Raw genomic sequence first — 23,587 nt, forward strand, 5'->3', positions numbered from 1 at the left:
CGCTTGAGCCCCGCATGAATATCATCAGCGCCACGATGTACCAATCGAAACACACGAGAGCTCCACACCCGGTGCTCACCATTGACTCCATTCCACTTGCGAACTGGATCAAAGGCGTCGTTTACGACGGTGAGGGCAACGACGAAACCAACGGACTGGTTCCTGCGCAAGGCTGGTTGATTGACGACGATGACTCGAACTACGCGTGGAGGATTCTCGAACCTGTCATGGAAAACTGTTCGACCATCGTGCCACTGTTGGTCTGTTCGGACGACATGGACCTGAGCTGCACGGTTGCGGTGGTTGAGCAAGTGATAAGGGGTGACACTGTCATTTGGGAGCGTTTTGGTCGAGCCGTCGATACCATTTCCGGCGTCATCACTGCGGTGGACTGGAATCAGATGAATCAGCCAGTGTCTTTCCCTAGAGTACAGTTTCAAGAGGCGCTATCAGAATTCAAAAGGCTGACCGAGCATGAGTGGGCCTGAGTGCGACCGGCCAAAAGCGGTCAGACGATTGTCGGTCGCTGCTTCACATGACCCCGTTTGACACGCAATAAAGCTGATGCACTTTCTGACGCGTTCTCAACACGAGGCCAGGTATGTTCGATCACTCCACCTACCCTGAAATCGCTGAATGGTTCGCCAGCTTCGGAGTAGACGAGGTGTCATACAGTGGCTGCTCCATTGACCTGAGCAACGAGCCACCTGAGCACTGGTTCTATAGGCGCAACAAGCTGCGGCCCGACAGTCTGAAACTTGATCTGAACATCCCGGCCAATGGGAGCTGGCGGGTCGACCTGTCTCGTCATGACAATCTGTTCAACGTCCAGTGGCGCTCGAATGATGACCTGCGCATCGAGTCCCGGCAACTGCGCTACCGCAAACAGATCAAGTGGCCACGACTGCACAACCTCATGGACTTCCCCTTGCTTGCCGGGCAACTGGAGCAGTGCCTAGGGGTGCATTTCCTGCGTCATGCCAATGTCGGGGCGCGCTTGCTGGAACCCGAGGTCCTGGCGAGCAATCCAAAAATCCGGCAATGGTTGGCACCCTGTGCCGACACTTTGGGCTGGAACCGGAAAATGCAGCCGGAATAAGGTGGTACCCGAACCGCTGGGCAACAAAAGCGGTTGATCTACAGACTTCGCTCTCGGGCAGTAAGCTCGATTGTCTGATGGATGATTAACCCTCCAGTCGCCAACCCATCAACTCAATGCACGAACGAGTACCCAATGGACTGTGTCATCCGAAACGCGATAAACACGGACGCCCCCGCCATCAGCAGGATTATCGTGGCAGCACTGCGCGAATCCAATGCCCAGGATTATTCGTCAGACATCATCGAGCGCGTACAGCAAAGCTTCTCACCCACGGCGATTCTGCACTTTATGACCTGCCGCCAGGTGTATGTCGCGTGCTTTGATGATCATGTCATTGCAACCGCAAGTCTTGATCAAGACATCGTGCGGAGTATGTTTGTTGAGCCGGCCCATCAAGGGAAAGGCATAGGCCATCGGCTGATGTCGAACCTCGAAGCCGTCGCAACGCAGAGCGGGATCAAACGGTTGCGGGTGCCCTCCTCAATCACGGCCGAAGGGTTTTATCTGTCGCTGGGCTTCCAGAAGCTCAGGGACGAGTTCCACGGCGCAGAGCGCACGATCATCATGGAAAAAGTTCTGAACAAGTAACTTCCCACCCAATCAAAAATCCTTAAGCCGCCTTTAAGTGCAAGAATCTTCGCACTGGATCGTTTTGGAGATCACCATGCTTCGCGCGTTTGAACAATGGCTCGACCCCTTCCCGCCTGATGAAGTCCCGCCGCCGCCCGACGGCCTGGCGCGGTTTCTGTGGGCCTGCACGCGGGGTGCCCGTGGCTACATCCTTGCGTTTGCGCTGCTCAGCGCAGGGGTATCGATTTACGAAGCCTGGCTGTTTTCATTCCTCGGGCAGGTCGTGGACATGCTGTCGACCTGGCAAGCCGGCGGCGATGCGGCCGCTCAGGAAAGCAGCGTGCTGTGGAGCATCGGCATCATATTGGTCACCAGCATCGGGCTGGTGGCGTTGCGCACGATGGTGCAGCACCAGGTCCTGGCGATCAATTTGCCCTTGCGGCTGCGCTGGGATTTCCACCGGTTGATGTTGCGACAAAGCCTTTCTTTCTTCTCAGACGAGTTCTCCGGCCGGGTCACCACCAAAGTCATGCAAACGGCGCTGTCCGTGCGTGAGGTACTGTTTACCCTTATCGAGATCGCCCCCGGGATTGGGGTTTATTTCATTGCGATCATCGCATTGGCCGGTAACTTCGACCTGAGGTTGATGCTGCCTTTCATTGCCTGGATCGCGTTGTTTGGTCTGGCCATGCGGTACTTCGTGCCTCGCCTGGGCAAGGTCGGCCAGGAACAGGCCAATGCGCGTTCATCAATGACCGGACGTGTTTCGGACGCCTACACCAACATCACCACGGTAAAGCTGTTCTCGCACTCGAAACGGGAAGCGCATTTCGCGCGTGCAGCGATGGAGGACTTCAAAGTCACTGGTTTGCGCCAGATGCGTCTGGTCAGCCAGTTCGAGATCGTCAACCAGGCCTTGGTCGTGGCTTTGATCATGGGTGCAGGTGGCTACGCCCTGTGGCTGTGGCATCAGGGTGAGGTCGGCACGGGTGCTGTGGCGGCGATTACCGCCATGGCGTTGCGCATCAATGGCATGTCCCACTGGATCATGTGGCAAATGACGTCGCTGTTCGAGAACATCGGCACCGTTCAAGATGGCATGGCCACTTTGACCCGCGGCCCCAAAGTTCAGGACGCGCCAAACGCGGCCACGCTGTTGACAAAGGGCGGCGCGGTCACCTTCGACAACGTGAGCTTCAACTACAACGGCGAACGTCAGGTGCTTGATGCCCTGAACCTGACTATTCGTCCGGGCGAGAAAATCGGCCTGGTGGGTCGCTCCGGTGCTGGTAAATCAACCCTGATCAACCTGCTGTTGCGTTTCTATGACGTGGACAACGGCACGATCAGCATCGACGGGCAAAACATTGCGCACGTTACTCAGGACAGCTTGCGCAGCGCCATTGGCATGGTGACGCAGGACACCTCCCTGCTGCACCGTTCCATCCGCGACAACATCGCTTATGGTCGGCCCGACGCCACCGACGAGCAAGTCCGTACTGCCGCGGTCAACGCCCAGGCCGATGGGTTCATCAGCCAGTTGAGTGACAAGCAAGGCCATTCCGGTTACGACACCCTGGTGGGTGAGCGTGGTATCAAGCTGTCGGGCGGCCAGCGTCAACGGGTTGCAATTGCCCGGGTAATGCTCAAGAACGCCCCGATCCTGCTACTCGACGAGGCGACCAGCGCGCTGGACTCGGAAGTCGAAGTGGCGATTCAGGAAAGTCTTGATGAAATGATGCAGGGCAAAACCGTGATTGCTATCGCTCATCGCCTCTCCACCATCGCTGCCATGGACAGGCTGATCGTCATGGATGACGGTCGTATCATTGAACAAGGCACCCATGCCGAGTTGCTTGCCAAGAATGGTACCTATGCGCGGCTATGGCATCACCAGAGCGGCGGGTTTCTGGGAGAAGATCAAGGCGTAGTCGAGACGACGGAATAAGCTTGAGCTGCGGTTGATTGGGTAATTTGCGAATTGATTAACATCCATAGAATCCAGCGCTGCCGTCGACCAAAAACGGCAGCACTGACCCTTTCAGCGCTTGAGTTTGCGCTTGTTGCGGTACTGGTCGATCACCACCGCAATCACGATGATCAAGCCCTTGATGATGTCCTGTATGTAGGCATCCACACCGACAAAGGTGAACCCGCTGGCCATTACGCCAAGGATCAACGCACCGATGACCGTGCCGGTGATGCGCCCTACTCCGCCAGCCAGGCTGGTGCCGCCGATGACAGCGGCGGCAATCGCATCCAGCTCATAGGACATGCCCATGCCCGCCTGACCGGTGGCCGCACGTGCCGAGGCCACCACACCCGCCAGTCCCGCGAGCAAACCGGCGATGCTGTAGACGATGATCAAATGACGCTTGACGTTGATCCCCGACGTGCGCGCCGCCTGCATGTTGCCGCCAATGGCGTAGGTGTACTTGCCGTATTTGGTGTAGCGCAAAGCGATATGGAAAATCACCGCCACTACCAGAAAAATAATTACCGGCATCGCACCATGACCAATGGCCGTGTACGAATCCGAAAGCATGCTCACTGGCTGGCCTTCGGTGTAATAACGGGCCAGGCCACGGGCCGAAACCATCATCCCCAGGGTCGCAATAAACGGCGGGATACCCGTGACGGCGATGATGCTGCCATTGATTGCGCCCGCCAGTAGCCCCACACCAAGTCCCATCGCCACCGGGATCCATACCGGTAAATCCGTCAGGCTGGGAAACACTGCTCGGGAAAAGTCAGAGGTTTGCGCCAGGCTGGCGGCAATCATCGCAGACAACGCCAGCACTGATCCCGAGGACAGGTCGATGCCCGTGGTGATAATCACCTGAGTCACGCCGATTGCCAGCAGGCCGATAATCGATACCTGCAGGATCATCAACACCAGACGCTGGGAATTCATCAGGAAGCTTTGATCACGCACGATCCAGCCGAACAGTTCAAACACCAGACCAATGCCGATCAGCACAAGGAAGATGCTGAGTTCGGTAGGCATACGTCGACGATTTTTGGTCGGCACTGTGGCCGATTTGTTTTCCGTTATTGCGTTCATAACCCGTCACCCTTTTTATTCTGCTTATTCTGTGGATCAGTGGAGCGCCGTCATTCCGGAAGCCAGTTGCATGACTTTTTCCTGGGTCGCTTCATCGCGATCCAGGATGCCCATCAGATCGCCCTCATGCATCACCATGACCCGGTCACTCATGCCCAACACCTCCGGCAACTCAGAGGAAATCATGATCACTGCCATGCCTTCACTCGCAAGGAAAGAGATCAGGCGATAGATCTCGGCCTTGGCGCCGACATCGATGCCACGGGTGGGTTCGTCAAGGATCAGAAGGCGCGGGTTGGTCATCAGCCAGCGCGCCAGCAAGGCTTTCTGCTGGTTGCCACCGGACAGCGTGTCGATGCACTGTTCAAGGGAGGGGGTTTTCACCCGAAGTTTCTTGCACATGTCCTCGCACAACACGCGCAGGGCTTTTTGTTGAATAAAGCCGTGGCCCGAATAATGCGGCAGCACCGCCATCTCCATGTTTTCCAGCACCGACAGGCATGGGAACAAGCCACTCAGCTTGCGGTCCTCGGTCAGCAGGGCAAAGCCTTTGTCGATCGCCATGTGCGGATCGGTAATACGTAGCGCTTGGCCGTCGAGAAGTATCTCGCCGCCACTGGCGGGGGTAATACCAAAAATGGTTTCCGCTACATTGGTACGGCCCGAGCCCATGAGTCCGGCGATGCCCAGAATCTCGCCAGCGTGCAGATCAAAGGATACGTCCTTGAACACGCCATCCAGGCGCAGGTCTCGTACCGACAAGAGCAAATCGCCGATGGGCTTCTCACGCACCGGAAACAACTGGCTCAGCTCACGGCCCACCATCATCGAAATAAGGCTGTCGCTATTCATGCTGTCGGCGCGCTGCAGGCCGATGTAACGACCATCGCGAAATACTGCCACCTCATCAGCAATAGCGAACACTTCGTTCATTTTATGGGTGATGTAGATGATGCCTTTGCCCTGAGACTTGAGGTCGGCAATGATCGAAAACAGATGGGCCACTTCCTTGTCGGTAATGGCCGAGGTCGGCTCATCCATGATCAGGATGTCGGAGTCATAAGACACGGCCTTGGCAATCTCGACCATCTGCCGTTCGGCGATGCTCAGGTTGCCCACATGCTCCTCAGGATCGAGGTTGATGCGCAGGCGGGCCAGCAGTTGGGCGGTACAGCGGTGCATTTCACGGTGGTTGACCATGTGCAGGCTGTTGAGCTGTTCGCGGCCGATCCAGATATTCTCGGCGATGCTCATGTGGGGCATCAGGTTGAGTTCCTGATGGATCATGGCGATCCCGGCCTTCTGTGCCGCCAGCGGTGTTTCAAACACTATCGGTTTGCCGCGCAGACGAATTTCACCGGCATCAGGCTGGTAGATACCGGCGATGATTTTCATCAGCGTCGACTTGCCCGCACCGTTCTCACCCATCAGCGCCAGCACCGAGCCCGGCCGTACGCGCAGTTGCACATCGTCCAGAGCAACAACGCCGGGAAAACCTTTGCTGATATTGACGATTTCCAGCAGGTAAGGCTCTTCCGGCAGCCGGGGCTGGATGGCGGGAGGCTGCGAGACAGTCGCTTGAGCGAACATAAAGCGGTACTCCATCTGCGAGGCGGCCGAAGCCGCACTGTCAGCTGATTGTTTTGTTGTTATGCCAGGGCTATTTGAAGTCTTTGACGTTATCCGGAGTGATCAACTTGAACGGGATGACAATGTTCTGTTCGATCGTCTCTTTCTTCGCCATCCGGCGTGCCGCCTCAAGGGAGCCGACGCCCTGGCCTTTGGCATCCTGAAACACCGACACGGCCATCTCGCCTTTGGAGATCGCGTTCAGGCCATCCGGCGTGCCGTCCACACCTGCAATCAACACACTGCCAGGCTTGGTGCCGGCCGACTTGAGCGCCATGGCTGCACCAATTGCCATTTCATCGTTATTGGCAAGCACCGCGTCAAACTCACGCCCTTGGGTCAGCCAGTCGTTGACCAGTGTCATGCCTTTGTCGCGCAGCCAGACGCCGCTTTGTTCCTGCTCAATTTTGATGCCCGGGTACTTGGCCAGAACTTCCTTCACTCCCTTCGTGCGGTTGGTGGTGGAGTTGTTCGCCAGGTCACCCAACAGAATCACGATCTTGCCCTTGCCGCCGAGTTTGTCGGCGATGTACTGCATTTGTAGCCTGCCCGCTTCTTCGTCATTGGACGTCACAGCCGCAACGCCCTTGGGCAGATCAGCCTGGTCGGGACGGCGATTGACATACACCAGCGGGATACCCGCCTCGATTGCTTCCTTGCTGATCCGCGCCGTGGACGCCGTATCCACCGGGTTGACGATGATTGCATCGACTTTCTGGCTAATGAAATTCTCGACCTGACTCAGTTGCTTGACCACGTCGGCACGTGCGTCTTCGAACTGCAGTTGCACACCGTCGCCCTTGGGATAGGACTTGGCTTGCTTGTCCATGTGCTCACGGACGTTGGTCAGATAGGTGTCGTCGAACTGCGACATGCTCACGCCGATCTTCAGATCGGCAGCCGTGGCAAATCCGCTGGCGAGCAACAGGGACAAAGCCAGCGCGGTAAAACGGATCGGGGTCTTCATGAACGGTCTGTCTCCAGTATTTTTGTTTTTAAGACGTTGCGTTGATCAGAGCGGGTCGTGCGAGGTCAGCAGTCGAACCACTGGTGCACCTGGAATACAGGGAATCCCGGCGCCTTTGTGTTCGACACGCAGCATGCTGGGAAAGGGGATGCGGAATGGCCGGGCGCTTGGCAGAACGCGGGGCTTGCAGACAGGGCATTAACTCGCAGTACAACGTTGAAGACTTTCATCTGACGGTACCTGGTTGTTTGATCTTGTTTTTGTAGAGTCGCCCAAATCAGGTTCGGGACGTACTTCATGCAACCTGAAAAAGACTTTATTGGAAAATAATTTCCATATCAATATGTTTTAGAATTTAATTCCATTTCTTTATTCAAGCCACCCGTGGGGGCTCATCGTTCATTGAAATAAAACCCGTCACGCAGCAGAGGCAGACTGCCTGCGTGCACATTCTGACCGGCGCTCATCAATAAAATCAGCCGTAGAAGCGCGGACGTTCCGGCAAGCTGACCTGCACAATCTGCTCACTGCCTTGCGCTTCGATACATGCATCTGCGGCCACCGCTGCCGCAAACCCATCCCACGCAGAAGGTCCACCGACTTGCCCGGCGCGCACTCCATCGATAAAAGCCTGTAATTCCACGTCATAGGCACCAATGAAGCGATCCTTCCAGTCCATCAGAATTGCGTTGGACAGTTTCGCCCCACTGCGTAATTGCACCTGGGACGGTTCAGGCAATTTGGCGATACCGGTCTCCCCCACCACTTCGCACTGAATGTCGTAGCCGTACTGGCAGTTCACGAACACCTCTACATCAATACGCGTGCCCCTCGCAGTTTCCAGCAGCACGATCTGCGGGTCACGCAGGTGAGCCAGGGCTTTGCTGGACTTGCGCGGAAATACCACTTGCACCGACACGTAGTCATCGTTGAGCAGCCACCGCAACACATCCAGCTCGTGGATCAGCGTGTCAGTGATCGCCATGTCGGTCCTGTAGTGCTCGCCCACTGTCGGGTTGCGGTGCGCGCAGTGCAACATCAACGGCTCGCCGATCTGGCCGCTGTCGATCACCGCTTTCAACGCGCGATAACCTTCATCGTATGGGCGCATGAAGCCGACTTGTACCAGGCGCTTGCCATAAGCCACTTCCGCGTCGACGATAGCGCGGCAGCCAGCAGCGGTGACTGCCAGAGGTTTTTCGCAGAACACCGGTTTGCCAACGGCAATGGCGGCGAGCACAAACTCTTCGTGGCTCGGCCCCCATGAGGTCACCAGCACGGCATCGACCTGTGGCGAATTGATCAGCGCATGTCCGTCGGGGTACACCTCGGCGTCCAGCTTGAGGTCGGCAATCACCTTGGCGGCCTGCTCGAGGTCTATGTCGGTGACCGCAATGACCTGGCTATTAAGCAAAGTCTGGCTGCAACGACGAATATGGTCACGGCCAATAGCGCCGGTACCGATCACTCCTAGCTTCAACGACATACACAGTTCTCCGATCAAAAAATAACTGACTGATTTGGAATTCATTTCTGTAGGAGCGCGCTTGGTCTGGGCCGTATCCGGACGATGCGGTGCGTCAGCGAAAAATGCGTTCCCTGACCAGATCCCATCGCGGGCAAGCGCGCTCCTACAAGTCCCCGTTTGCCGCGCGACAGCGTGGTGCCGGGAACGCCGCGGCGACTCTTGCTTTTAGTACTGCCGGGCCTTGGCCAACTGCTCATTAACTTTTTTCGCTGCGGCATTGGTGCGTTCGCTGGTGGACTCCTGCGCCACACCCACCCGCCACCACGACAGGTAGCCGTGGATCATGGTCTTGGGCAGTACCTTGATATCAATCAGGGTCGAGACGGTTTGAGTACGCGCATCGGCCAAAGAGGCCTGCAGTTGCTCGACGGTGCTGACCTTGTAGGTCTTGCAGCCATAGGCCTGCGCGCTCATGGCGAAATCCACCGGCACCAGGCCGCCATCAAGCTTGCCGCTCTCGGGGTCGCGGTAGCGGAATTCAGTGCCAAAACTGTCCATGCCGTTGCCGATCTGCAGGTTGTTGATGCAACCGAAAGCCATGTTGTCGAGCAGCACAACGTTGATCTTGCGCCGCTCCTGAATCGAGGTGACCAGCTCTGAATGCAGCATCATGTAAGAGCCGTCACCGACCAGGGCGTAGACCTCTTTGGTGGGTTCGGCGAGTTTCACGCCAAGGGCGGCGTTGACCTCATAGCCCATGCACGAATAGCCATACTCGACGTGGTAGGTGTTGACGCCCTTGCTGCGCCACGCGCGCTGCAGATCACCCGGCAGGCTGCCGGCCGCAGCGACGATGATCGCGTCGTCGGCCAGCGTTTCATTCAACACGCCCAGCACCTGGCTCTGGGTCAGGCACGAGCCAGTCAACTCGATGAATTCCCGCAATACCGCACGATCAAGACGGTCATCAACCTCTGGCACGAAGTTGTCGCCCTGGTAGCGAACCTCATAAACCCGGTCCACTTCCGCCTCCAACTGCGCCTTGGCAGTGCTGATCTGCTCACCCCAGCCGGAACGGTAATCACCCAAGACGTCCGTCAACGCCTCCAGCCCGAGGTGTGCGTCTGACAGCACTTGCACGCCGTCCAGTTTCAACGCGTCGCAAGGGTTGATATTGATATTGAGAAACTGCACGTCAGGGTGCTTGAACAGCGACTTCGACGACGTGGTGAAGTCGGTATAACGCGTACCGATACCGATGATCAGGTCCGCCTGCGGCGCCAAAAGGTTTGCGGCAAGGCAACCGGTTTCGCCGATACCGCCGAGATTCAGCGGGTGGCTGGAAAGCACTGCACTTTTCCCGGCCTGGGTTTCGGCAAACGGAATATCGAAACGCTCCGCAAATGCCTGAAGTGCAGCATTCGCGCCGGAGTACTTGACCCCACCACCACAGATGATCAGTGGGTTGCGTTTACCGTGGAAGGCGGCCAGGGCATCCTTCATCATAGCTTCAGTCGGTGGTCGACGATCCAGACGATGCACGCGTTTCTGGAGGAAGTAATCCGGATAATCCCAGGCTTCGGCCTGTACGTCCTGCGGCAGAGCCAGGGTGACAGTGCCGGTTTCTGCCGGATCGGTCAGTACACGCATGGCGTGAATCGCCGCTGTCATCAACTGTTCTGGGCGGTTGATGCGGTCCCAGTATTTGCTCACAGAACGGAAAGCGTCGTTGGTGCTGATGCTCAGGTCATGAAACTGCTCGATCTGCTGCAACACCGGATCAGGCTGTCGACTCGCATACATATCGCCGGGCAACAGCAGCAGCGGAATACGGTTGGCCGTGGCAGTTGCGGCAGCGGTGAGCATATTGGCCGCGCCCGGGCCTACCGACGAGGTACACGCGTAGATCTTGCGCCGCAGGTGTTGTTTGGCAAAGCCGATGGCGGCATGGGCCATGCCCTGCTCATTGCGCCCCTGATGCACCACCAGATCGCCGCTGTCCTGCTCAAGGGCCTGGCCGAGGCCGAGCACATTGCCGTGGCCGAAAATCGTGAAGACTCCGGCGACAAACTTGCTCTGCACACCATCGACTTCGATGTATTGGTTATCCAGGAACTTCACCAGGGCCTGAGCCATGGTCAGTCTCGTTGTAGTCATGTCGCGCCCCCTTATTGGTTTTTCTGGAGGACGCAGCAGGCGCCCGATGCCTGCTGAATATCCACCGGGGAACGCTTGAGCGCGTCCCTCCGGTCGAGGGCAAAACGTAGAGACGTTTGCATTATTGTTGTGCTCCACTATTTGTTATGTGCCACTGGGAAACGTCACTTGGCAGTCGGCATGCTGAACTCGGGGCCCTTGGCAATACTGTCAGGCCAGCGTTGCATCACGCTTTTGTAACGGCTGTAGAAGCGAATGCCCTCTTCCCCATAGGCATGATGATCACCAAACAACGAGCGTTTCCAGCCGCCGAAGGAATGCCAGGCCATGGGCACCGGGATCGGCACGTTGATGCCGACCATGCCCACCTTGATGCTGCGGGCAAAGGCTCGGGCAATGCCGCCATCGCTGGTGAAGCAGGACACGCCATTGCCGAATTCATGGGCGTTGATCAAGGCCACTGCGCTGGCGAAATCTGCCACGCGCACAATGCCCAGTACCGGTCCGAAAATTTCTTGCTGATAGATGCTCATTTCCGGGGTGACGTTATCGAACAGCGTCGCCCCCACGAAGAACCCGCCCTCCGCGCCCGGCACCTTGAAGCCACGCCCGTCGACAAGGAGTCTGGCGCCCTCGACCACGCCCTGATCTATAAAGCCCTCGACTTTAGCCTTGTGCACGCCCGTGACCAAAGGCCCCATATCGCTGTCGTTGTTCATGCCGTTGCCGACCTTCAGCCGGTCGATACGCGGCAACAATTTGTCGATCAACTTGTCACCGACATCACCCACTGCAACGGCAATCGAGATCGCCATGCAGCGCTCACCTGCCGAACCGTACGCCGCGCCAATCAAAGCGTCTGCCGCCTGATCGAGATCAGCGTCGGGCATCACGATCATATGGTTCTTCGCACCGCCCAAGGCCTGCACGCGCTTGCCGCGTTGGGTCGCCTGCTGATAGATGTACTCGGCAATCGGCGTTGAGCCGACAAAGGAAATCGCTTCGACGTCCGGATGCTGCAGCAAACCGTCGACCGCACTTTTATCGCCTTGCACCACGTTGAATACGCCCTCGGGCAGTCCGGCTTCGGTGAGCAGGCGCGCCATCAGCAAACTGGCGGAAGGATCGCGCTCGGACGGTTTGAGGATGAAACAGTTACCGGTGGCCAGAGCCATCGGGATCATCCACAGCGGCACCATCACCGGAAAATTGAACGGCGTGATGCCGGCACATACGCCCAAGGGCTGGCGCACGCTCCAGTTGTCGATGCCCCCGCCGATGTTGTCGCTGAAGCGGGTGGTCAACAGATTGGGCGCACCGCAGGCGTACTCGACGATCTCGATACCACGGGTCACCTCACCTTTGGCGTCGGAAAAGACCTTGCCGTGTTCACGGCAGATGATCCCGGCCAACTCGTCATGGTGCTGTTCTAGCAGCTCCTTGAACTTGAACAGCACCCGCGAACGACGCAGGGATGACTGCTCCGACCATTCCGGAAACGCCTTGAGGGCCGAGGCGACGGCATCATCGACGGTCTTCTGGCTGGCCAGGCCCACGCGCGCCTGGACCTCGCCCGTGGCCGGATTGAATACCTCGCTGAAACGCTCGCTTGCGCCGTCCTGCACCTGTCCGTTGATGTAGTGGCCGATTACCTTGATGCTGCTCATTGTTCTTGTTCTCCGTCGAAAAGGTTAGAGATCGAGCAGCCAGCTGTGCTGCGGGTCATTATGGAAATGCCAGGCGCGTTTGGGACCGGCCATCACATTCAGGTAATAAGACTCGTAGCCATACGGCACGCTCACCGGGTGATAACCCTTTGGCACCACTACCAGATCGCTGTTTTCCACGGCCATTGCCTCGTCGATGCTGCGGTCATCGGTGTAGACGCGCTGGAACACATAGCCCTGAGGCGGATTGATCTGGTGGTAATAGGTTTCTTCAAGAAAGCTCTGGTGCGGCAGGTCATCAGTGTCGTGCTTGTGCGGCGGGTAACTCGACGAATGCCCGGACGGCGTACGCACCTCTACGACCAGCAGTGAATGCGCTGGCTCGCTGTCCGGCAGGATGTCGCACACATAGCGAGTGTTGGCACCTTTGCCGCGCACGCTGCGCTTGCAGGCTTCGGGTCGAATCAGCCGCGGCTCATAGCCCTGCGCACCCGGCGCAGCGCAGACGGCGATCTGCACGTCGCTCAAGGCAGTCACCTGAGCACTTGTGCCCGGCGGAAGGTAAGCGGCAAAAGGCGACTTGTCGTCAAAGACCGACTGACGATCCCCCAGATTTTGCCAGTTGAAGGACTCACCCTCGATGTTCACGCGACCGCAGAGCAGCACCAGGCAAAGCTCCTTGTCGCCAGCACTGACCGGCAGGGTTTCGCCCAGACTCAGGTGGTACGCAGCGAAACCTACGTAATCCAGACGGCCGTCTTCCAGGGCGACCATGGTTTGTCCATGTTTGTTGCTTTTGACCAACAGACTCATTGTCCAACCCTCTCGTTGAGAAGTGCACGCAAAGTGTCATAACCCTTTTTGGCGTAGATGTAGCTGGGCGCCACGGCCGGGTCCTGCTCGGCTTCCACCACCAGCCAGCCCTCGTAGTTCGCTGCGAGCAGTACGTCCAGCAACGACGCGAAGTCGATATCGCCATCGCCGGGCACCGTGAAGGTGCCGTTGACGATGCAGTCAGGAAAGCTCCACATCTGGTTACGAGCCAGTTGCACCACTGGTTTGCGCACGTCCTTGAAATGGATATGACAGACACGATCGATGTGTTTGCGCAGCACTTCGATGGGCTCGCCACCGCCCATGTAGCAATGGCCCGAGTCAAACAGCAGGCCCACTTCAGGGCCCGTCCGGCGCATGAGCTGGTCGATGTCTTCAGGGGATTCGACGTAGGCGCCCATATGATGGTGGTAGGCAAGACGCACACCTTGCGACAACGTGAAGCGCGCCAGCTCGGTGAGTTTGTCGGCGTAATCTTGCCAGGCTTGCTCGCTATGAAAGCGTGGTCGTTCGATAAGCCGTATGGGTGAACCCTGGATAGAGTCGGCGACTTCGCCATAGACCAGCACCGAAGCGCCATTTTGCCTGAGCAGGTCGAGGTGTCCGGCAATGGCATCGACCTCTTCGGCGACCGAGCGCCGCGCCAGACGGCTGGAGTACCAGCCGGAGACCAGAGCCAGGCCGTAAGGCCGCAGCACATCACCAACGCCCTTGGCGTCTTTGGGAAATTTGCCGTTGAGTTCGAAACCTTCGTAGCCGATGTCCTTGCCTTCTGCAAGGGCAGTGCTCAAAGGCGTTTCACCGCCCAAAGCCGGCAGATCGTCGTTGCTCCAGGAGATCGGGTTGATGCCAATTCGGATTGCGGGCATGGCTGCACCTTTTATTGTTATCAGAAAGCAATGAGATCTGCTTTATTCCGCCTCAGGCCCGCGCGCTGCGCCAGGCATTGATCAACTGTTCGAAGGTGGCCTGCACCTTCTGGATCAGGGTTTCATCATCAATGTCACCCGCCATCCACGCCCGGCTCGGCTCCTGAAAAATCGTGCGACCCACAGCAAAACCACGGCAGGTTGTGCTCTGACTGGCTTGCCTGAAGCCATCAGCAAGGGATTCGATCGACGCGTTAAGCCCCAGCAGTACAACGCCGCGGCAATACGCGTCGCGCTCCTGAATCAGTTCGTCGAGCTTTTTCCATTCCTCGGCTGACTGTGCCTCGATCTTCCACCAGGCCGGGTAGATGCCCAGGTTGTAAAGGCGCTTGATGCTGCGATAAAGCACATCGGGATAAGTGGACGGATGATCCTTGGGCGGAATAACTTCCAGCAGCAATTCGTGACCGCTGACCAGAGAAGCCTCGTACACCGCCTTGAGTTGCGCCTCCTGCTCCAGACGCAACAAAGGTTCGTCATCGGGATGAAACTGCACCAGACACTTGATGATCTGCTCCTGAGGCCAGGCGATCAGGTTGCTGCCAAGCGAGCGCCCGTGCTCAAAGCCCAACGGACGCGAGTTCTGAATCTCCACCGGACGGGCGATCCACCATCCGCGGCCAGTGGCAGCATTGAGCGCATCCTGACCGAAACGCTGGTCGGCAAGCAGGCCCACATCAGCCTCGACACCCTGCGCGTGCAATTTTTGCTCGACCCGCTCCACCGCCTGAATAAACAGCTGCTTGATAGCGGTAAGGCGCGCCGGATCCTGACCGGCCTTATGCGCCAGGTCCACGAACTGCCAGCGGTGGTCGAAGGCAAACACGAACAGCTGTTTCCAGGCCTTGCGTGGCACCGTAACCCGGTGCAGGCGTTGCAGGATCGGGTCCTGATCCGGGCGAGTGATCGGAACCGGGCTGCTGAACAGATACTCCAGCTCAGCGGGGGTCGGCATGGCGGGCGCACAGGCGTGACGGGAAACGACCAGGCCACCGCAGGCATTGGCCAGCTGGCAGCAACGCTCGTCGCTGGCATCGTTTAACCAGCCACTGAGGAAGCCCGACATAAAGGCATCGCCCGCACCCAGCACGTTAAGCACTTCAACCCGCACGCCGGGGTAGACTTCACCGTCCTGCAACCGTGCCGGGATAGCACCATGAATCACCGTACAGCCTTGCGGGCCCAGCTTGACCACCAGGGTCGCCGAAGTCACTTCACGCACGGTACGCAAGGCGGTCAGCAAATCCTCACTGCCACCGGCAATCAGAAACTCTTCTTCAGTGCCAACGATCAGGTCGAAACGCGGCAGAATCTTCTGCACATGCTGACTGACAGTCTGGTCGGCGACAAAACGGGTTTCTCCATCCGCCTTGCCCGCCAATCCCCACAACACGGGGCGATAGTCAATGTCCAGCACACGCCGGACGTTGTGCCGCTCGGCGTAATCCAACGCCTGGACGCTGGCTTTGTAAACGCCATCGGTAGAGAAATGCGTGCCGGTAATCAACAGTGCTTTGCTGGAAGCGATGAAGGCTTCACTGATGTCTTCAGCGCGCAACGCCATGTCGGCGCAGTTTTCACGGTAGAACACCAGAGGAAAGGTTTCGCGGTCCTTGAGGCCCAGCAGTACCAGGGCGGTGAGGCGTTCGGGATCAACCTTGATGCCACTGACGTCACAGCCTTCGCGAGCCAGGGATTCCAGAAGGAAGCGACCCATGTGGTCGTCCCCTACCCGGCTCAGCATTGCCGACTTCAACCCCAGCCTGGCCGTGCCGAATGCGATATTGGCGGAAGAGCCACCGAGGTATTTGGCAAAGCTGGATACGTCCTCAAGTCGTGCACCGACCTGCTGTGCATAGAGGTCGACGCCCAGGCGCCCGAGGCAAATCAAATCCAACTGACGCCCATTGGCAAAACGAGTCTGGCCCATGCTGGCTCCTGTTATTTTTATAAGCCTGCGTTGCACCGCCATCGAGACGGCAAACGCTCTTGGTGCAATCAGACTAAAACGTTCAGAAGCACCAATCAATATTTATTCCATAGTTATTTTATATGGAATTTATATTCCAGACATCCCGCGTATACTTCTGGTGCCGACCCACCCTGTATGTCGGTCAGGGTCGACGTGATGCCAAGGTATTTTTTTACGCCTACCCTGTAGACTTGCGCCACCCATCAGCGCACCAGCATAAATAACAAGCAGAAGGATTGCCCATGCCACGCACCGATCAGCCGGCCAAGCCAGAGACGACTCAGGAAGACGTTCTCGCCAGCCCCCCGATCAATGCCGAACGCCTGTTGCAAATGATCACCGATGAGTACGAAAGTCTGCCGCGCCAGCTCAAGCGCATCGCCAGCTACATGAGCCAGCAGAGCGACCGGATCATGGTTGACCGCATCAGCGACATTGCTGGCGAATGCGAAGTGCACCCTTCAGCCATCGTGCGCTTTTCCCAGCGCTTCGGGTTCAGTGGGTTCAGTGAAATGCAGGCGCTGTTTCGCGAGGCGTACACCCACAAGACCACGCCGGTGCAGAACTATCAGCAACGCATCCGCAGCATGATCGTCAATAAGTCGCAGAAAGCCAGTGGCGGCGACCTGGCGCGAGAATGCGTCAACGCAACGCTTTCGGGCATCGAACGGCTGGGCATGGAGCTCGACGATGCCGCCTTCGACAAGGCGGTAGATCTGGTGGTCAATGCAGACAACATCTATGTAGTCGGCGTACGGCGCTCCTTCGCTGTCGCCGACTATCTGGTCTACAACCTGCAGCACACCAACAAGCGCATTCATCTGATCTCCGGTCTGGGCGGCAGCTATCGCGAGCAGATGCGCAGCGTGCGGGCCAATGATCTGGTGATCGCCATCAGCTTCACGCCGTATGGCAAGGAAACCCAGCATTGCTTGCGCATTGCCCAGCATCATCAAGCGAAGACGCTGATTATCACTGACAGCAATCTGTCGCCGCTGGCAAAGCGCGCCAGTACGGTGTTATTGGTCAATGAAGGAAGTTCGTTCGCATTTCGGTCTTTGAGTGCAACATTATGCTTGTGTCAGGCGCTGTTTATTGCCGTGGCGTATCGGCTGGAACTGAAGGTCGATGAGATTCATGAGCAGTTGGGGTTTGAAGACTGACCGAGCGATCAAGGGCGAACCTCGCAGGACCGCCTTAAGGCGGGAGGACGTCGGGAGATTCACTGGATTTCTTTCGCCAGAAAAGCTGTCCTCCCGGCTAAGACCGCCTTCCGTAAATTTTTATTCCATTAATTGTCATAAGAGAATATTTATTCTATAAATCACCCCTCTGAAAATAAAAATCAAAAAGGGTGAGTCATGCGTAAACTCGGAATCGGGCTTATCGGCACGGGCTTCATGGGGCGTGCCCATGCGTTGGCTTTTCGAAACGTCAGTGCAGCTTTCGAACTGCCTTTCACGCTTCATCTCGCTGCCCTGGCCGATGCCAATCCCGCTCGCGCGCAATCGTGCGCGACGGCCTGGGGGTTTGAACGCGCCTATGGCGACTGGCAACAGTTGATCGATGATCCTGCGGTCAATCTGATCGCCATCACCACCCCCAACCACCTGCACTATCCGATGGCCATGGCCGCGATTACCGCTGGCAAGCCGGTCTATTGCGAGAAACCGCTGGCGGTGAGTCTGGAACAGGCCACTGCCATGCACCAGGCGGCAAAGGATGCAGGCGTGGTCACCCGTGTCGGCTACAACTACCAGCACAACCCGGTCATGGGGTTGGCAAGACAGCTGATCAAGAACGGTGAACTCGGTGAGATCATCAGTTTTCAAGGCGAATTCAGCGAAGACTTCATGGCCGACCCTGCGTCGCCCTGGTCATGGCGCTGTGAGGCTGCACACGCGGGAGGTGCGCTAGCGGATCTGGGCAGCCATTTGCTGGGCATGGCGCGGTATCTGCTCGGCGATATCGAAGCGGTATGCGCCGACCTCCAGACCGTGCACCGCCAACGCCCGGCCACGGCCGGTAGCCCGGAACTGCGCACAATCGCGGTAGACGACCTGGTCCATGCGCTGCTGCGTTTCACCAATGGCGCGCGCGGCACCTTCAGCAGCAGCTGGCTCAAGCACGGCTATAAAAACCATTTGAGTTTTGAAGTAAGCGGCACCAACGGCACGTTGTCGTTTGATCAGGAGCGCTTGAACGAGCTGCGTCTTTGCCAAATGGGCCAAGCAGGTTTTCAGCGTTTACTGGCGGGCCCGGACCTGCCCGGATATGCAGCGTTCAGCCCTGCGCCGGGTCATCAATTGGGCTACAACGAGCTGAAAACGCTGGAAGTGCATGAGCTGATCATGGCCTTGGCCGGCCAGGGACAGCTCGGCACTGATTTCGGACAAGCGCTGGAAGTCGAGCGACTGGCGTCGGCGATTCGACTCGCTGCTCGCGAACAGCGCTGGGTCAACCTTGGAGAGGTCTGATCACCGAAAACCAGGGTCGGGGTGGGAATCAACCCAATGACCGGTGCTCATCTGATCTTCACAACGACCTTGCCTTTGGCGCGCCCCGTGGCTAGATATTCCAATGCTTGCTTTGCCTGCTCGAACGTAAAGACCTTGTCGATCACCGGTCGAACATGCCCGGACTCAAGCAGCTTACCGATCTCGCCCAGTTGGGCGCCGTCGGGGCGAACGAAGAGGAATGAATAGGCAACGCCTTTGCTTTTCGCGAGCCGGATGATTTTGCGGCTCATCAATCCAAAGACGAAACCAAGGAAGGCATTCAATCCGCGAGCCCTGGCGAACGCTTTATCCAAGGGGCCAACCAGAGAAACGATCCTGCCGCCAGGCTTGAGGACATCAACGGACTTTTCGATCACGTCGCCTCTGAGCGTACCGAGCACCAGGTCGTAGTTACGCAGAACGGTCTCGAACGCTTGTTTCTTGTAGTCGATCACTTCATCTGCGCCAAGGCTGCTGACGTTCTGCACATTAGGCGTACTGGTGTTGGTGGCCACTTTCGCGCCCAGGTGTTTTGCAAGCTGGATCGCAAAGCTGCCAATGCCTCCGGACCCGGCCGGGATGAACACTTTCTGGCCCGTTTGAAGATCGCCGCGCTCTTTGAGTGCTTGCCACGAGGTAAGTCCGACCATCGGAATGGACGCTGCTTGAACGAAATCCAGATTGGCAGGCTTCAGCGCGGCAGCACTTTCCGGTACGACCGCACATTCAGCAATTGAGCCGGTACCGAGGTCGAACAGGCTGGCATAGATCTCATCCCCGGCCTTGAAACGAGTCACGCCGCTGCCTACCTGAGTCACCACGCCCGCCAGATCACTGCCCAGAATGGCGGGCAGTTGAAACTTCAGAACAGGCTTGAAAATACCGGTAGGGATCATGTTGTCGATGGGATTGATCCCGGCAGCATGCACCTCGACCAGGAGTTCATTGGGCTTCAAGACTGGAAGGGACACCTCAGCAAAGCCAATTTCCGGGGATTTGCCGTAGCGTTTGAAGGTCAGCGCTTTCATAGAGCCTTGATTCCGGGAAGGTCTGGAATGATTTTCTGTAGCGCACGAGCACCGCGAGGCAGCGATGGCGGCCTGTCTGATACACAGCCATCGCGGCCTCGCAGTGCTCGTGCGCTCCTACAGATTCAATGTTTGCTTCGCAACAGCGCGGTGTCACGACACCGGCGCGGCTCGCGTCAACACGCAACAACCATCAGGCTTTCGGCTGATAGCGCTCGGCGGCATTGGCCTGGCGGATATCCGACAGCAATCCCTGGCGCGCGGCATCCAGTGCATCCCAACGCTCCGCGACATGCAGCGGCGGGATGGTGACGAGTTCGCGCTGATCAAAGCCGACAAGCGCCGCGTCGACCAGTTCTTCAACGTCCATCACATCAGCGATGGTATTAACGTCGATTCCCGCCCTCTCCCATATCTCGGTACGCGTCGCCGCAGGCAGTACGGCCTGGACGTATACGCCACTCGGCGACAATTCCAGATTCAGGCCTTGAGACAGGAACAGAACGAACGCCTTGGTAGCGCCGTAAACCGTCATACCAAATTCCGGCGCCAAGCCCACTACCGAACCGATATTAACGATTGAGCCAGTACCCGACTGGGCAAAACGCGGGGCGACTGCGGCGGCCAGACGGGTCACTGCAGTGACGTTCAGGGTGATTAGTTTTTCGATAGCGTCTGCCCCCTGCTGAACGATCCCACCCGACTGAGCCATGCCAGCGTTATTGATGAGAATGCCAATTTGCGCGTCTTCGCGCAGACGAGCTTCCAGCGCGGTAAGGTCTGCAGACTGGGTCAAATCTGCCTGAAGTACCTCGACAGCAACGCCGTTTTCTTCACGCAGTTGTAAGGCCAGCGTATCAAGGCGTGCCTTGTCCCGCGCAACCAGAACCAGATCGTGGCCGCGACTGGCGAAGCGTTTGGCATAGATGGCGCCGATGCCGCTGGAGGCGCCAGTGATGAGTACAGTTGCAGGCTTTGTCATGGAAAAGTCCTTCAAATAATCGGGTTTTACAGGGTTGGAAAACAGGCGTTTCAGCCCGCAATACTGGGGTTAGCCGAGGCATCCGCCGCACAACTGCCATAGAGCGTGTCTCGATTGAGCTGCGCCTGAGGCGATGTGGTTTTCTGGGAAACAACGAGCGTTTTGCCGGGCATTTTTGTTTGGCTTCTGGCGTGAGAACGGAGCCAATGATTACGGTCGAAATCTAAAATGTCAACATTTTGATGTCGAGCGACATCAATGTATAGTGGCGGTCTCATGTTGGACAACACTGCTGGATGAGCGATGAAAGTCACCAAGCAACAGGCGCAGGCAAATCGCGCACATATCGTTGAAACCGCGTCGGCCCTCTTTCGCGAGCGCGGTTATGACGGCGTTGGCATTGCCGATCTGATGGCGGCAGCGGGCTTCACCCAGGGCGGCTTCTACAAGCACTTCGGCTCGAAGGCCGATCTGATGGCGGAGGCAGCGGCGTGCGGCATTAGCCAGTCGGCTTCGCTGACGGCGGCGGCGTCGGTTCAGGAGTTCGTCGAGGTTTATCTTTCCCGTGAGCACCGCGACAACCGCGCCACGGGTTGCACCATGGCCGCGTTGTGCGCAGATGCAGCCCGCAAGGAAGAAGAGGTCCGCGCCACGTTCGCTGCGGGCATCGAAACCCAGCTGGCCGTGTTGCGCGATGGCGCCGGGCAGTCGGAGGATGAAGACTCTGCTCAGGCACGAGCCAGACGACTGGCCATAATGGCGCAAGCACTGGGCGCTATCGTCTTGTCGCGGGCATGTCCGGATGACTCGCCATTGGCTGATGAAATTCTGGCGGCGAGTCGCGAGACTATTCTCGGGAAAAAGTTTTCCTGAATACTGCTTTCACTGGATGGCTTAAATCCTGAGTGCAGCGCTTTGTCCGATTCGAACAGGTTGGCTATGGTCTCAGGCTCATTAGCACTGGTGGGACCGAATTTATTCGGGAAAGCGATCTTTCAGGCGATACGAATGCTGCGTATGCACCGGCCTCTTCGCGAATGAATTCGCTCCCACCGGGATCAGTGCTTGCAGGCCAACATGGAATCTTTCACAGATACCGTTTCAGGCGGATCGCAAATCCCTGTGGGAGCCGGGCTTGCCCGCGATACATGAGACGCGGCTGGAAGACACACCGCGTTAGCCTTTATCGTCCGCATGCGGCTCGGCCCAGGCGCCGCTCAGATATAGGTACTCACCTGTAGGAGTGAGCTTGCTCGCGATGAACGATGACACGGTCTAGCTCACAAACCGAGTCGTCTGCATCGCGGGCAAGCCTCGCTCCCACAGGTTTACAGGCCAAAATATAACCGTCGCCAGAGTTCGCTCAAAACTGCAATGCATCAAGTAATTCGTGCTAAGCACAGCGAAGGCAGTCACGGCCGGCATGCTTGGCGGAGTAAAGCGCGGCGTCAGCGGCACCGATCAAGGCTCCGGCGCTGACGTGAGGCGCGACGGCGGCCGCGACTCCCAGGCTGATGGAGACTCGAGCACCTTCGCCCAGTGCCGGGTGCGGTACATCGAGGGCAGCGACTGCCGCTCGCAGCCTCTCCGCTAACGCGCTGGCTTTGGCGAGATCTGCATTCAGCATCAACACCAGAATCTCTTCACCACCGAAACGAAACGTCAAAGCCCCCTCTTTTTTAGCAATCTGCTGGATAGCGCCGCTCAACAGTTTCAAACAGATATCGCCCTGCGGATGACCATAACTGTCGTTGTAGATTTTGAAGTGATCTATATCCAGGAGGATGACCGCGACTTTTTTGGGCGAGCGCGCCGCGTGATCCCAGACCGATGTCAGTACTTCATCCTGATACCGGCGATTGAACAATTGGGTCAGCGCATCAGTGCGCGCCATTTCCATCAACTGCACCTGCAACAGACGTCCTTGCAAGGCGAACAGATAGCTCATCCGGCTACCACGCTCAAGAAAATACGATGCCATCAACAGCAGTGCCACTGTCGAAACAAACAACAACGCATTGGCTTGCCAGATCAGAAAATCAGCGATATCCGCCATGTAAGTCGTCACGAGCTGGATGACCAGCATCAGGCTCATCGCCAGCGCGGCGTAACGCAATGGCAGTTGCTGGATCATGGTGCAATAGACCATGAGCAGCAGCATTCCCAACTGGTAGTGAAGCCGATACGGACTGTCGCTATAGATCATCACGATCAGTGGCATCAGCGAGGCGACGACAGTGCCAGTCGCCGCAATGGCTTCCAGCGCCCAGCGCTTTTTCAGACGCTGGATCCACAACAGGAAGACGATAAACATCGGCGTGATCAGGCACAGCCTGCCGAGTGCTACGTAAGCAAATACATCGCGCAGTGTCAGCCAGTCGCTGATCAGGAACAGGTTGTAAACCAGTCCTCCTCCAATGCCGACGATGGTGATGAATTGACGCCGCTGTTCCAGTGTTTCGGCCTCGTAGCGTTGCTCAAGATCGTCACTGAAGCGCAATGCACGCACCCCTGACGCGATGGTCTGCTCGACCTCGATCAGAATTTGAGGATCCTTGGCACTTGGGCGATCCAGGAGGGTATTGAGCATGGGGCACCGGAACAGCAAAGAGAATTCGGTTGGATAGCGCAATGCAGCCTGCTGCTACCCTGATAACCGGAGCGATCTGTAAAGACGACCGCTCCGTTCACACGTCATGAGATGAGTGTTGTCAGCCACG

At 57.5% G+C, this 23,587-nt stretch carries 19 protein-coding genes; 7 read left to right on the forward strand and 12 right to left on the reverse strand.

From position 1 onward, the window contains the following. The first annotated feature begins 14 nt into the window (after positions 1–14). The 4 genes from K3169_RS16370 (at position 15) to K3169_RS16385 (ending at position 3,620) form a co-directional block, all read left to right on the forward strand. On the forward strand, positions 15–488 hold the full coding sequence (locus K3169_RS16370) for a hypothetical protein (protein ID WP_206361752.1): 474 nt from the start codon (positions 15–17) through the stop codon (positions 486–488). A gap of 113 nt (positions 489–601) precedes the next feature. Further along, complete coding sequence (locus K3169_RS16375; protein WP_122709035.1) at positions 602–1,099, forward strand: hypothetical protein; 498 nt, start codon at positions 602–604, stop codon at positions 1,097–1,099. Between the two features lie 135 nt (positions 1,100–1,234). Beyond that, positions 1,235–1,690: a GNAT family N-acetyltransferase gene (locus K3169_RS16380; protein ID WP_231671907.1), complete on the forward strand. Its 456-nt coding sequence runs from the start codon at positions 1,235–1,237 to the stop codon at positions 1,688–1,690. A gap of 76 nt (positions 1,691–1,766) precedes the next feature. Further along, complete coding sequence (locus K3169_RS16385) at positions 1,767–3,620, forward strand: ABC transporter ATP-binding protein (RefSeq protein WP_263267173.1); 1,854 nt, start codon at positions 1,767–1,769, stop codon at positions 3,618–3,620. A 93-nt stretch (positions 3,621–3,713) separates the two neighbouring features. On the opposite strand, the gene K3169_RS16390 is transcribed toward K3169_RS16385, so the two are convergent. The 9 genes from K3169_RS16390 to K3169_RS16430 form a co-directional block, all read right to left on the reverse strand. Continuing rightward, the gene (locus tag K3169_RS16390) at positions 3,714–4,736 is read right to left on the reverse strand and encodes an ABC transporter permease (protein WP_027898404.1); all 1,023 of its coding nucleotides are present in this window, start codon (positions 4,734–4,736) and stop codon (positions 3,714–3,716) included. A gap of 36 nt (positions 4,737–4,772) precedes the next feature. Next, entirely contained in the window at positions 4,773–6,326 is a 1,554-nt protein-coding gene (locus K3169_RS16395; RefSeq protein WP_263267174.1) for a sugar ABC transporter ATP-binding protein, read from the reverse strand. A gap of 70 nt (positions 6,327–6,396) precedes the next feature. Continuing rightward, positions 6,397–7,332, reverse strand: coding sequence for a sugar ABC transporter substrate-binding protein (locus K3169_RS16400; protein WP_231674629.1), 936 nt, complete (start codon positions 7,330–7,332; stop codon positions 6,397–6,399). 475 nt (positions 7,333–7,807) lie between these two features. Beyond that, positions 7,808–8,818, reverse strand: coding sequence for a Gfo/Idh/MocA family protein (locus K3169_RS16405; protein ID WP_263267175.1), 1,011 nt, complete (start codon positions 8,816–8,818; stop codon positions 7,808–7,810). A gap of 207 nt (positions 8,819–9,025) precedes the next feature. Then, complete coding sequence (iolD, locus tag K3169_RS16410; RefSeq protein ID WP_263267176.1) at positions 9,026–10,957, reverse strand: 3D-(3,5/4)-trihydroxycyclohexane-1,2-dione acylhydrolase (decyclizing); 1,932 nt, start codon at positions 10,955–10,957, stop codon at positions 9,026–9,028. Between the two features lie 164 nt (positions 10,958–11,121). After that, positions 11,122–12,624, reverse strand: a complete 1,503-nt coding sequence (locus K3169_RS16415; RefSeq protein WP_263267177.1) for a CoA-acylating methylmalonate-semialdehyde dehydrogenase — start codon at positions 12,622–12,624, stop codon at positions 11,122–11,124. Between the two features lie 24 nt (positions 12,625–12,648). Beyond that, positions 12,649–13,437: a 5-deoxy-glucuronate isomerase gene (gene iolB, locus K3169_RS16420; RefSeq protein ID WP_027898410.1), complete on the reverse strand. Its 789-nt coding sequence runs from the start codon at positions 13,435–13,437 to the stop codon at positions 12,649–12,651. After that, positions 13,434–14,327 (reverse strand): myo-inosose-2 dehydratase, encoded by an 894-nt coding sequence (iolE, locus tag K3169_RS16425; RefSeq protein WP_263267178.1) that lies wholly within the window; start codon positions 14,325–14,327, stop codon positions 13,434–13,436. The genes iolB and iolE overlap by 4 nt, the downstream gene beginning before the upstream one ends. A gap of 52 nt (positions 14,328–14,379) precedes the next feature. Further along, positions 14,380–16,317: a bifunctional 5-dehydro-2-deoxygluconokinase/5-dehydro-2-deoxyphosphogluconate aldolase gene (locus K3169_RS16430; RefSeq protein ID WP_231674635.1), complete on the reverse strand. Its 1,938-nt coding sequence runs from the start codon at positions 16,315–16,317 to the stop codon at positions 14,380–14,382. A 284-nt stretch (positions 16,318–16,601) separates the two neighbouring features. Here K3169_RS16430 and K3169_RS16435 point away from each other — a divergent pair, with 284 nt between their 5' ends. Next, entirely contained in the window at positions 16,602–17,522 is a 921-nt protein-coding gene (locus tag K3169_RS16435; protein ID WP_231666559.1) for a MurR/RpiR family transcriptional regulator, read from the forward strand. Between the two features lie 198 nt (positions 17,523–17,720). Continuing rightward, positions 17,721–18,836 carry a Gfo/Idh/MocA family protein gene (locus K3169_RS16440; protein WP_231674636.1) on the forward strand — a complete coding sequence of 372 codons (1,116 nt, stop codon included), beginning with the start codon at positions 17,721–17,723 and terminating at the stop codon, positions 18,834–18,836. 47 nt (positions 18,837–18,883) lie between these two features. On the opposite strand, the gene K3169_RS16445 is transcribed toward K3169_RS16440, so the two are convergent. Both K3169_RS16445 and K3169_RS16450 read right to left on the reverse strand, forming a co-directional pair. After that, positions 18,884–19,885, reverse strand: coding sequence for an NADP-dependent oxidoreductase (locus K3169_RS16445; protein ID WP_263267179.1), 1,002 nt, complete (start codon positions 19,883–19,885; stop codon positions 18,884–18,886). Positions 19,886–20,078: 193 nt separating this feature from the next. Next, entirely contained in the window at positions 20,079–20,867 is a 789-nt protein-coding gene (locus tag K3169_RS16450) for an SDR family NAD(P)-dependent oxidoreductase (RefSeq protein WP_263267180.1), read from the reverse strand. Between the two features lie 303 nt (positions 20,868–21,170). Here K3169_RS16450 and K3169_RS16455 point away from each other — a divergent pair, with 303 nt between their 5' ends. Further along, positions 21,171–21,740, forward strand: a complete 570-nt coding sequence (locus K3169_RS16455) for a TetR/AcrR family transcriptional regulator (RefSeq protein WP_263267181.1) — start codon at positions 21,171–21,173, stop codon at positions 21,738–21,740. Between the two features lie 520 nt (positions 21,741–22,260). Here K3169_RS16455 and K3169_RS16460 read toward each other — a convergent pair. Next, entirely contained in the window at positions 22,261–23,457 is a 1,197-nt protein-coding gene (locus K3169_RS16460) for a diguanylate cyclase (RefSeq protein ID WP_027899671.1), read from the reverse strand. Between the last annotated feature and the right edge of the window lie 130 nt (positions 23,458–23,587).

Source organism: Pseudomonas phytophila (assembly GCF_025643095.1).
In the GTDB taxonomy this organism is placed as follows: Bacteria; Pseudomonadota; Gammaproteobacteria; order Pseudomonadales; family Pseudomonadaceae; genus Aquipseudomonas; species Aquipseudomonas quasicaspiana.

What these genes read in the sequence shown, in the direction of transcription:
- K3169_RS16435 (WP_231666559.1), top strand. Translation starts at nt 16,602, where the DNA reads ATGCCACGCACCGATCAGCCGGCCAAGCCAGAGACGACTCAGGAAGAC.
- K3169_RS16455 (WP_263267181.1), top strand. Translation starts at nt 21,171, where the DNA reads ATGAAAGTCACCAAGCAACAGGCGCAGGCAAATCGCGCACATATCGTT.
- K3169_RS16370 (WP_206361752.1), top strand. Translation starts at nt 15, where the DNA reads ATGAATATCATCAGCGCCACGATGTACCAATCGAAACACACGAGAGCT.
- K3169_RS16460 (WP_027899671.1), bottom strand. Translation starts at nt 23,457, where the DNA reads ATGCTCAATACCCTCCTGGATCGCCCAAGTGCCAAGGATCCTCAAATT.
- K3169_RS16380 (WP_231671907.1), top strand. Translation starts at nt 1,235, where the DNA reads ATGGACTGTGTCATCCGAAACGCGATAAACACGGACGCCCCCGCCATC.
- K3169_RS16390 (WP_027898404.1), bottom strand. Translation starts at nt 4,736, where the DNA reads ATGAACGCAATAACGGAAAACAAATCGGCCACAGTGCCGACCAAAAAT.
- K3169_RS16430 (WP_231674635.1), bottom strand. Translation starts at nt 16,317, where the DNA reads ATGGGCCAGACTCGTTTTGCCAATGGGCGTCAGTTGGATTTGATTTGC.
- K3169_RS16385 (WP_263267173.1), top strand. Translation starts at nt 1,767, where the DNA reads ATGCTTCGCGCGTTTGAACAATGGCTCGACCCCTTCCCGCCTGATGAA.
- iolD (WP_263267176.1), bottom strand. Translation starts at nt 10,957, where the DNA reads ATGACTACAACGAGACTGACCATGGCTCAGGCCCTGGTGAAGTTCCTG.
- K3169_RS16400 (WP_231674629.1), bottom strand. Translation starts at nt 7,332, where the DNA reads ATGAAGACCCCGATCCGTTTTACCGCGCTGGCTTTGTCCCTGTTGCTC.
- iolB (WP_027898410.1), bottom strand. Translation starts at nt 13,437, where the DNA reads ATGAGTCTGTTGGTCAAAAGCAACAAACATGGACAAACCATGGTCGCC.
- K3169_RS16405 (WP_263267175.1), bottom strand. Translation starts at nt 8,818, where the DNA reads ATGTCGTTGAAGCTAGGAGTGATCGGTACCGGCGCTATTGGCCGTGAC.
- K3169_RS16415 (WP_263267177.1), bottom strand. Translation starts at nt 12,624, where the DNA reads ATGAGCAGCATCAAGGTAATCGGCCACTACATCAACGGACAGGTGCAG.
- iolE (WP_263267178.1), bottom strand. Translation starts at nt 14,327, where the DNA reads ATGCCCGCAATCCGAATTGGCATCAACCCGATCTCCTGGAGCAACGAC.
- K3169_RS16375 (WP_122709035.1), top strand. Translation starts at nt 602, where the DNA reads ATGTTCGATCACTCCACCTACCCTGAAATCGCTGAATGGTTCGCCAGC.
- K3169_RS16440 (WP_231674636.1), top strand. Translation starts at nt 17,721, where the DNA reads ATGCGTAAACTCGGAATCGGGCTTATCGGCACGGGCTTCATGGGGCGT.
- K3169_RS16395 (WP_263267174.1), bottom strand. Translation starts at nt 6,326, where the DNA reads ATGTTCGCTCAAGCGACTGTCTCGCAGCCTCCCGCCATCCAGCCCCGG.
- K3169_RS16450 (WP_263267180.1), bottom strand. Translation starts at nt 20,867, where the DNA reads ATGACAAAGCCTGCAACTGTACTCATCACTGGCGCCTCCAGCGGCATC.
- K3169_RS16445 (WP_263267179.1), bottom strand. Translation starts at nt 19,885, where the DNA reads ATGAAAGCGCTGACCTTCAAACGCTACGGCAAATCCCCGGAAATTGGC.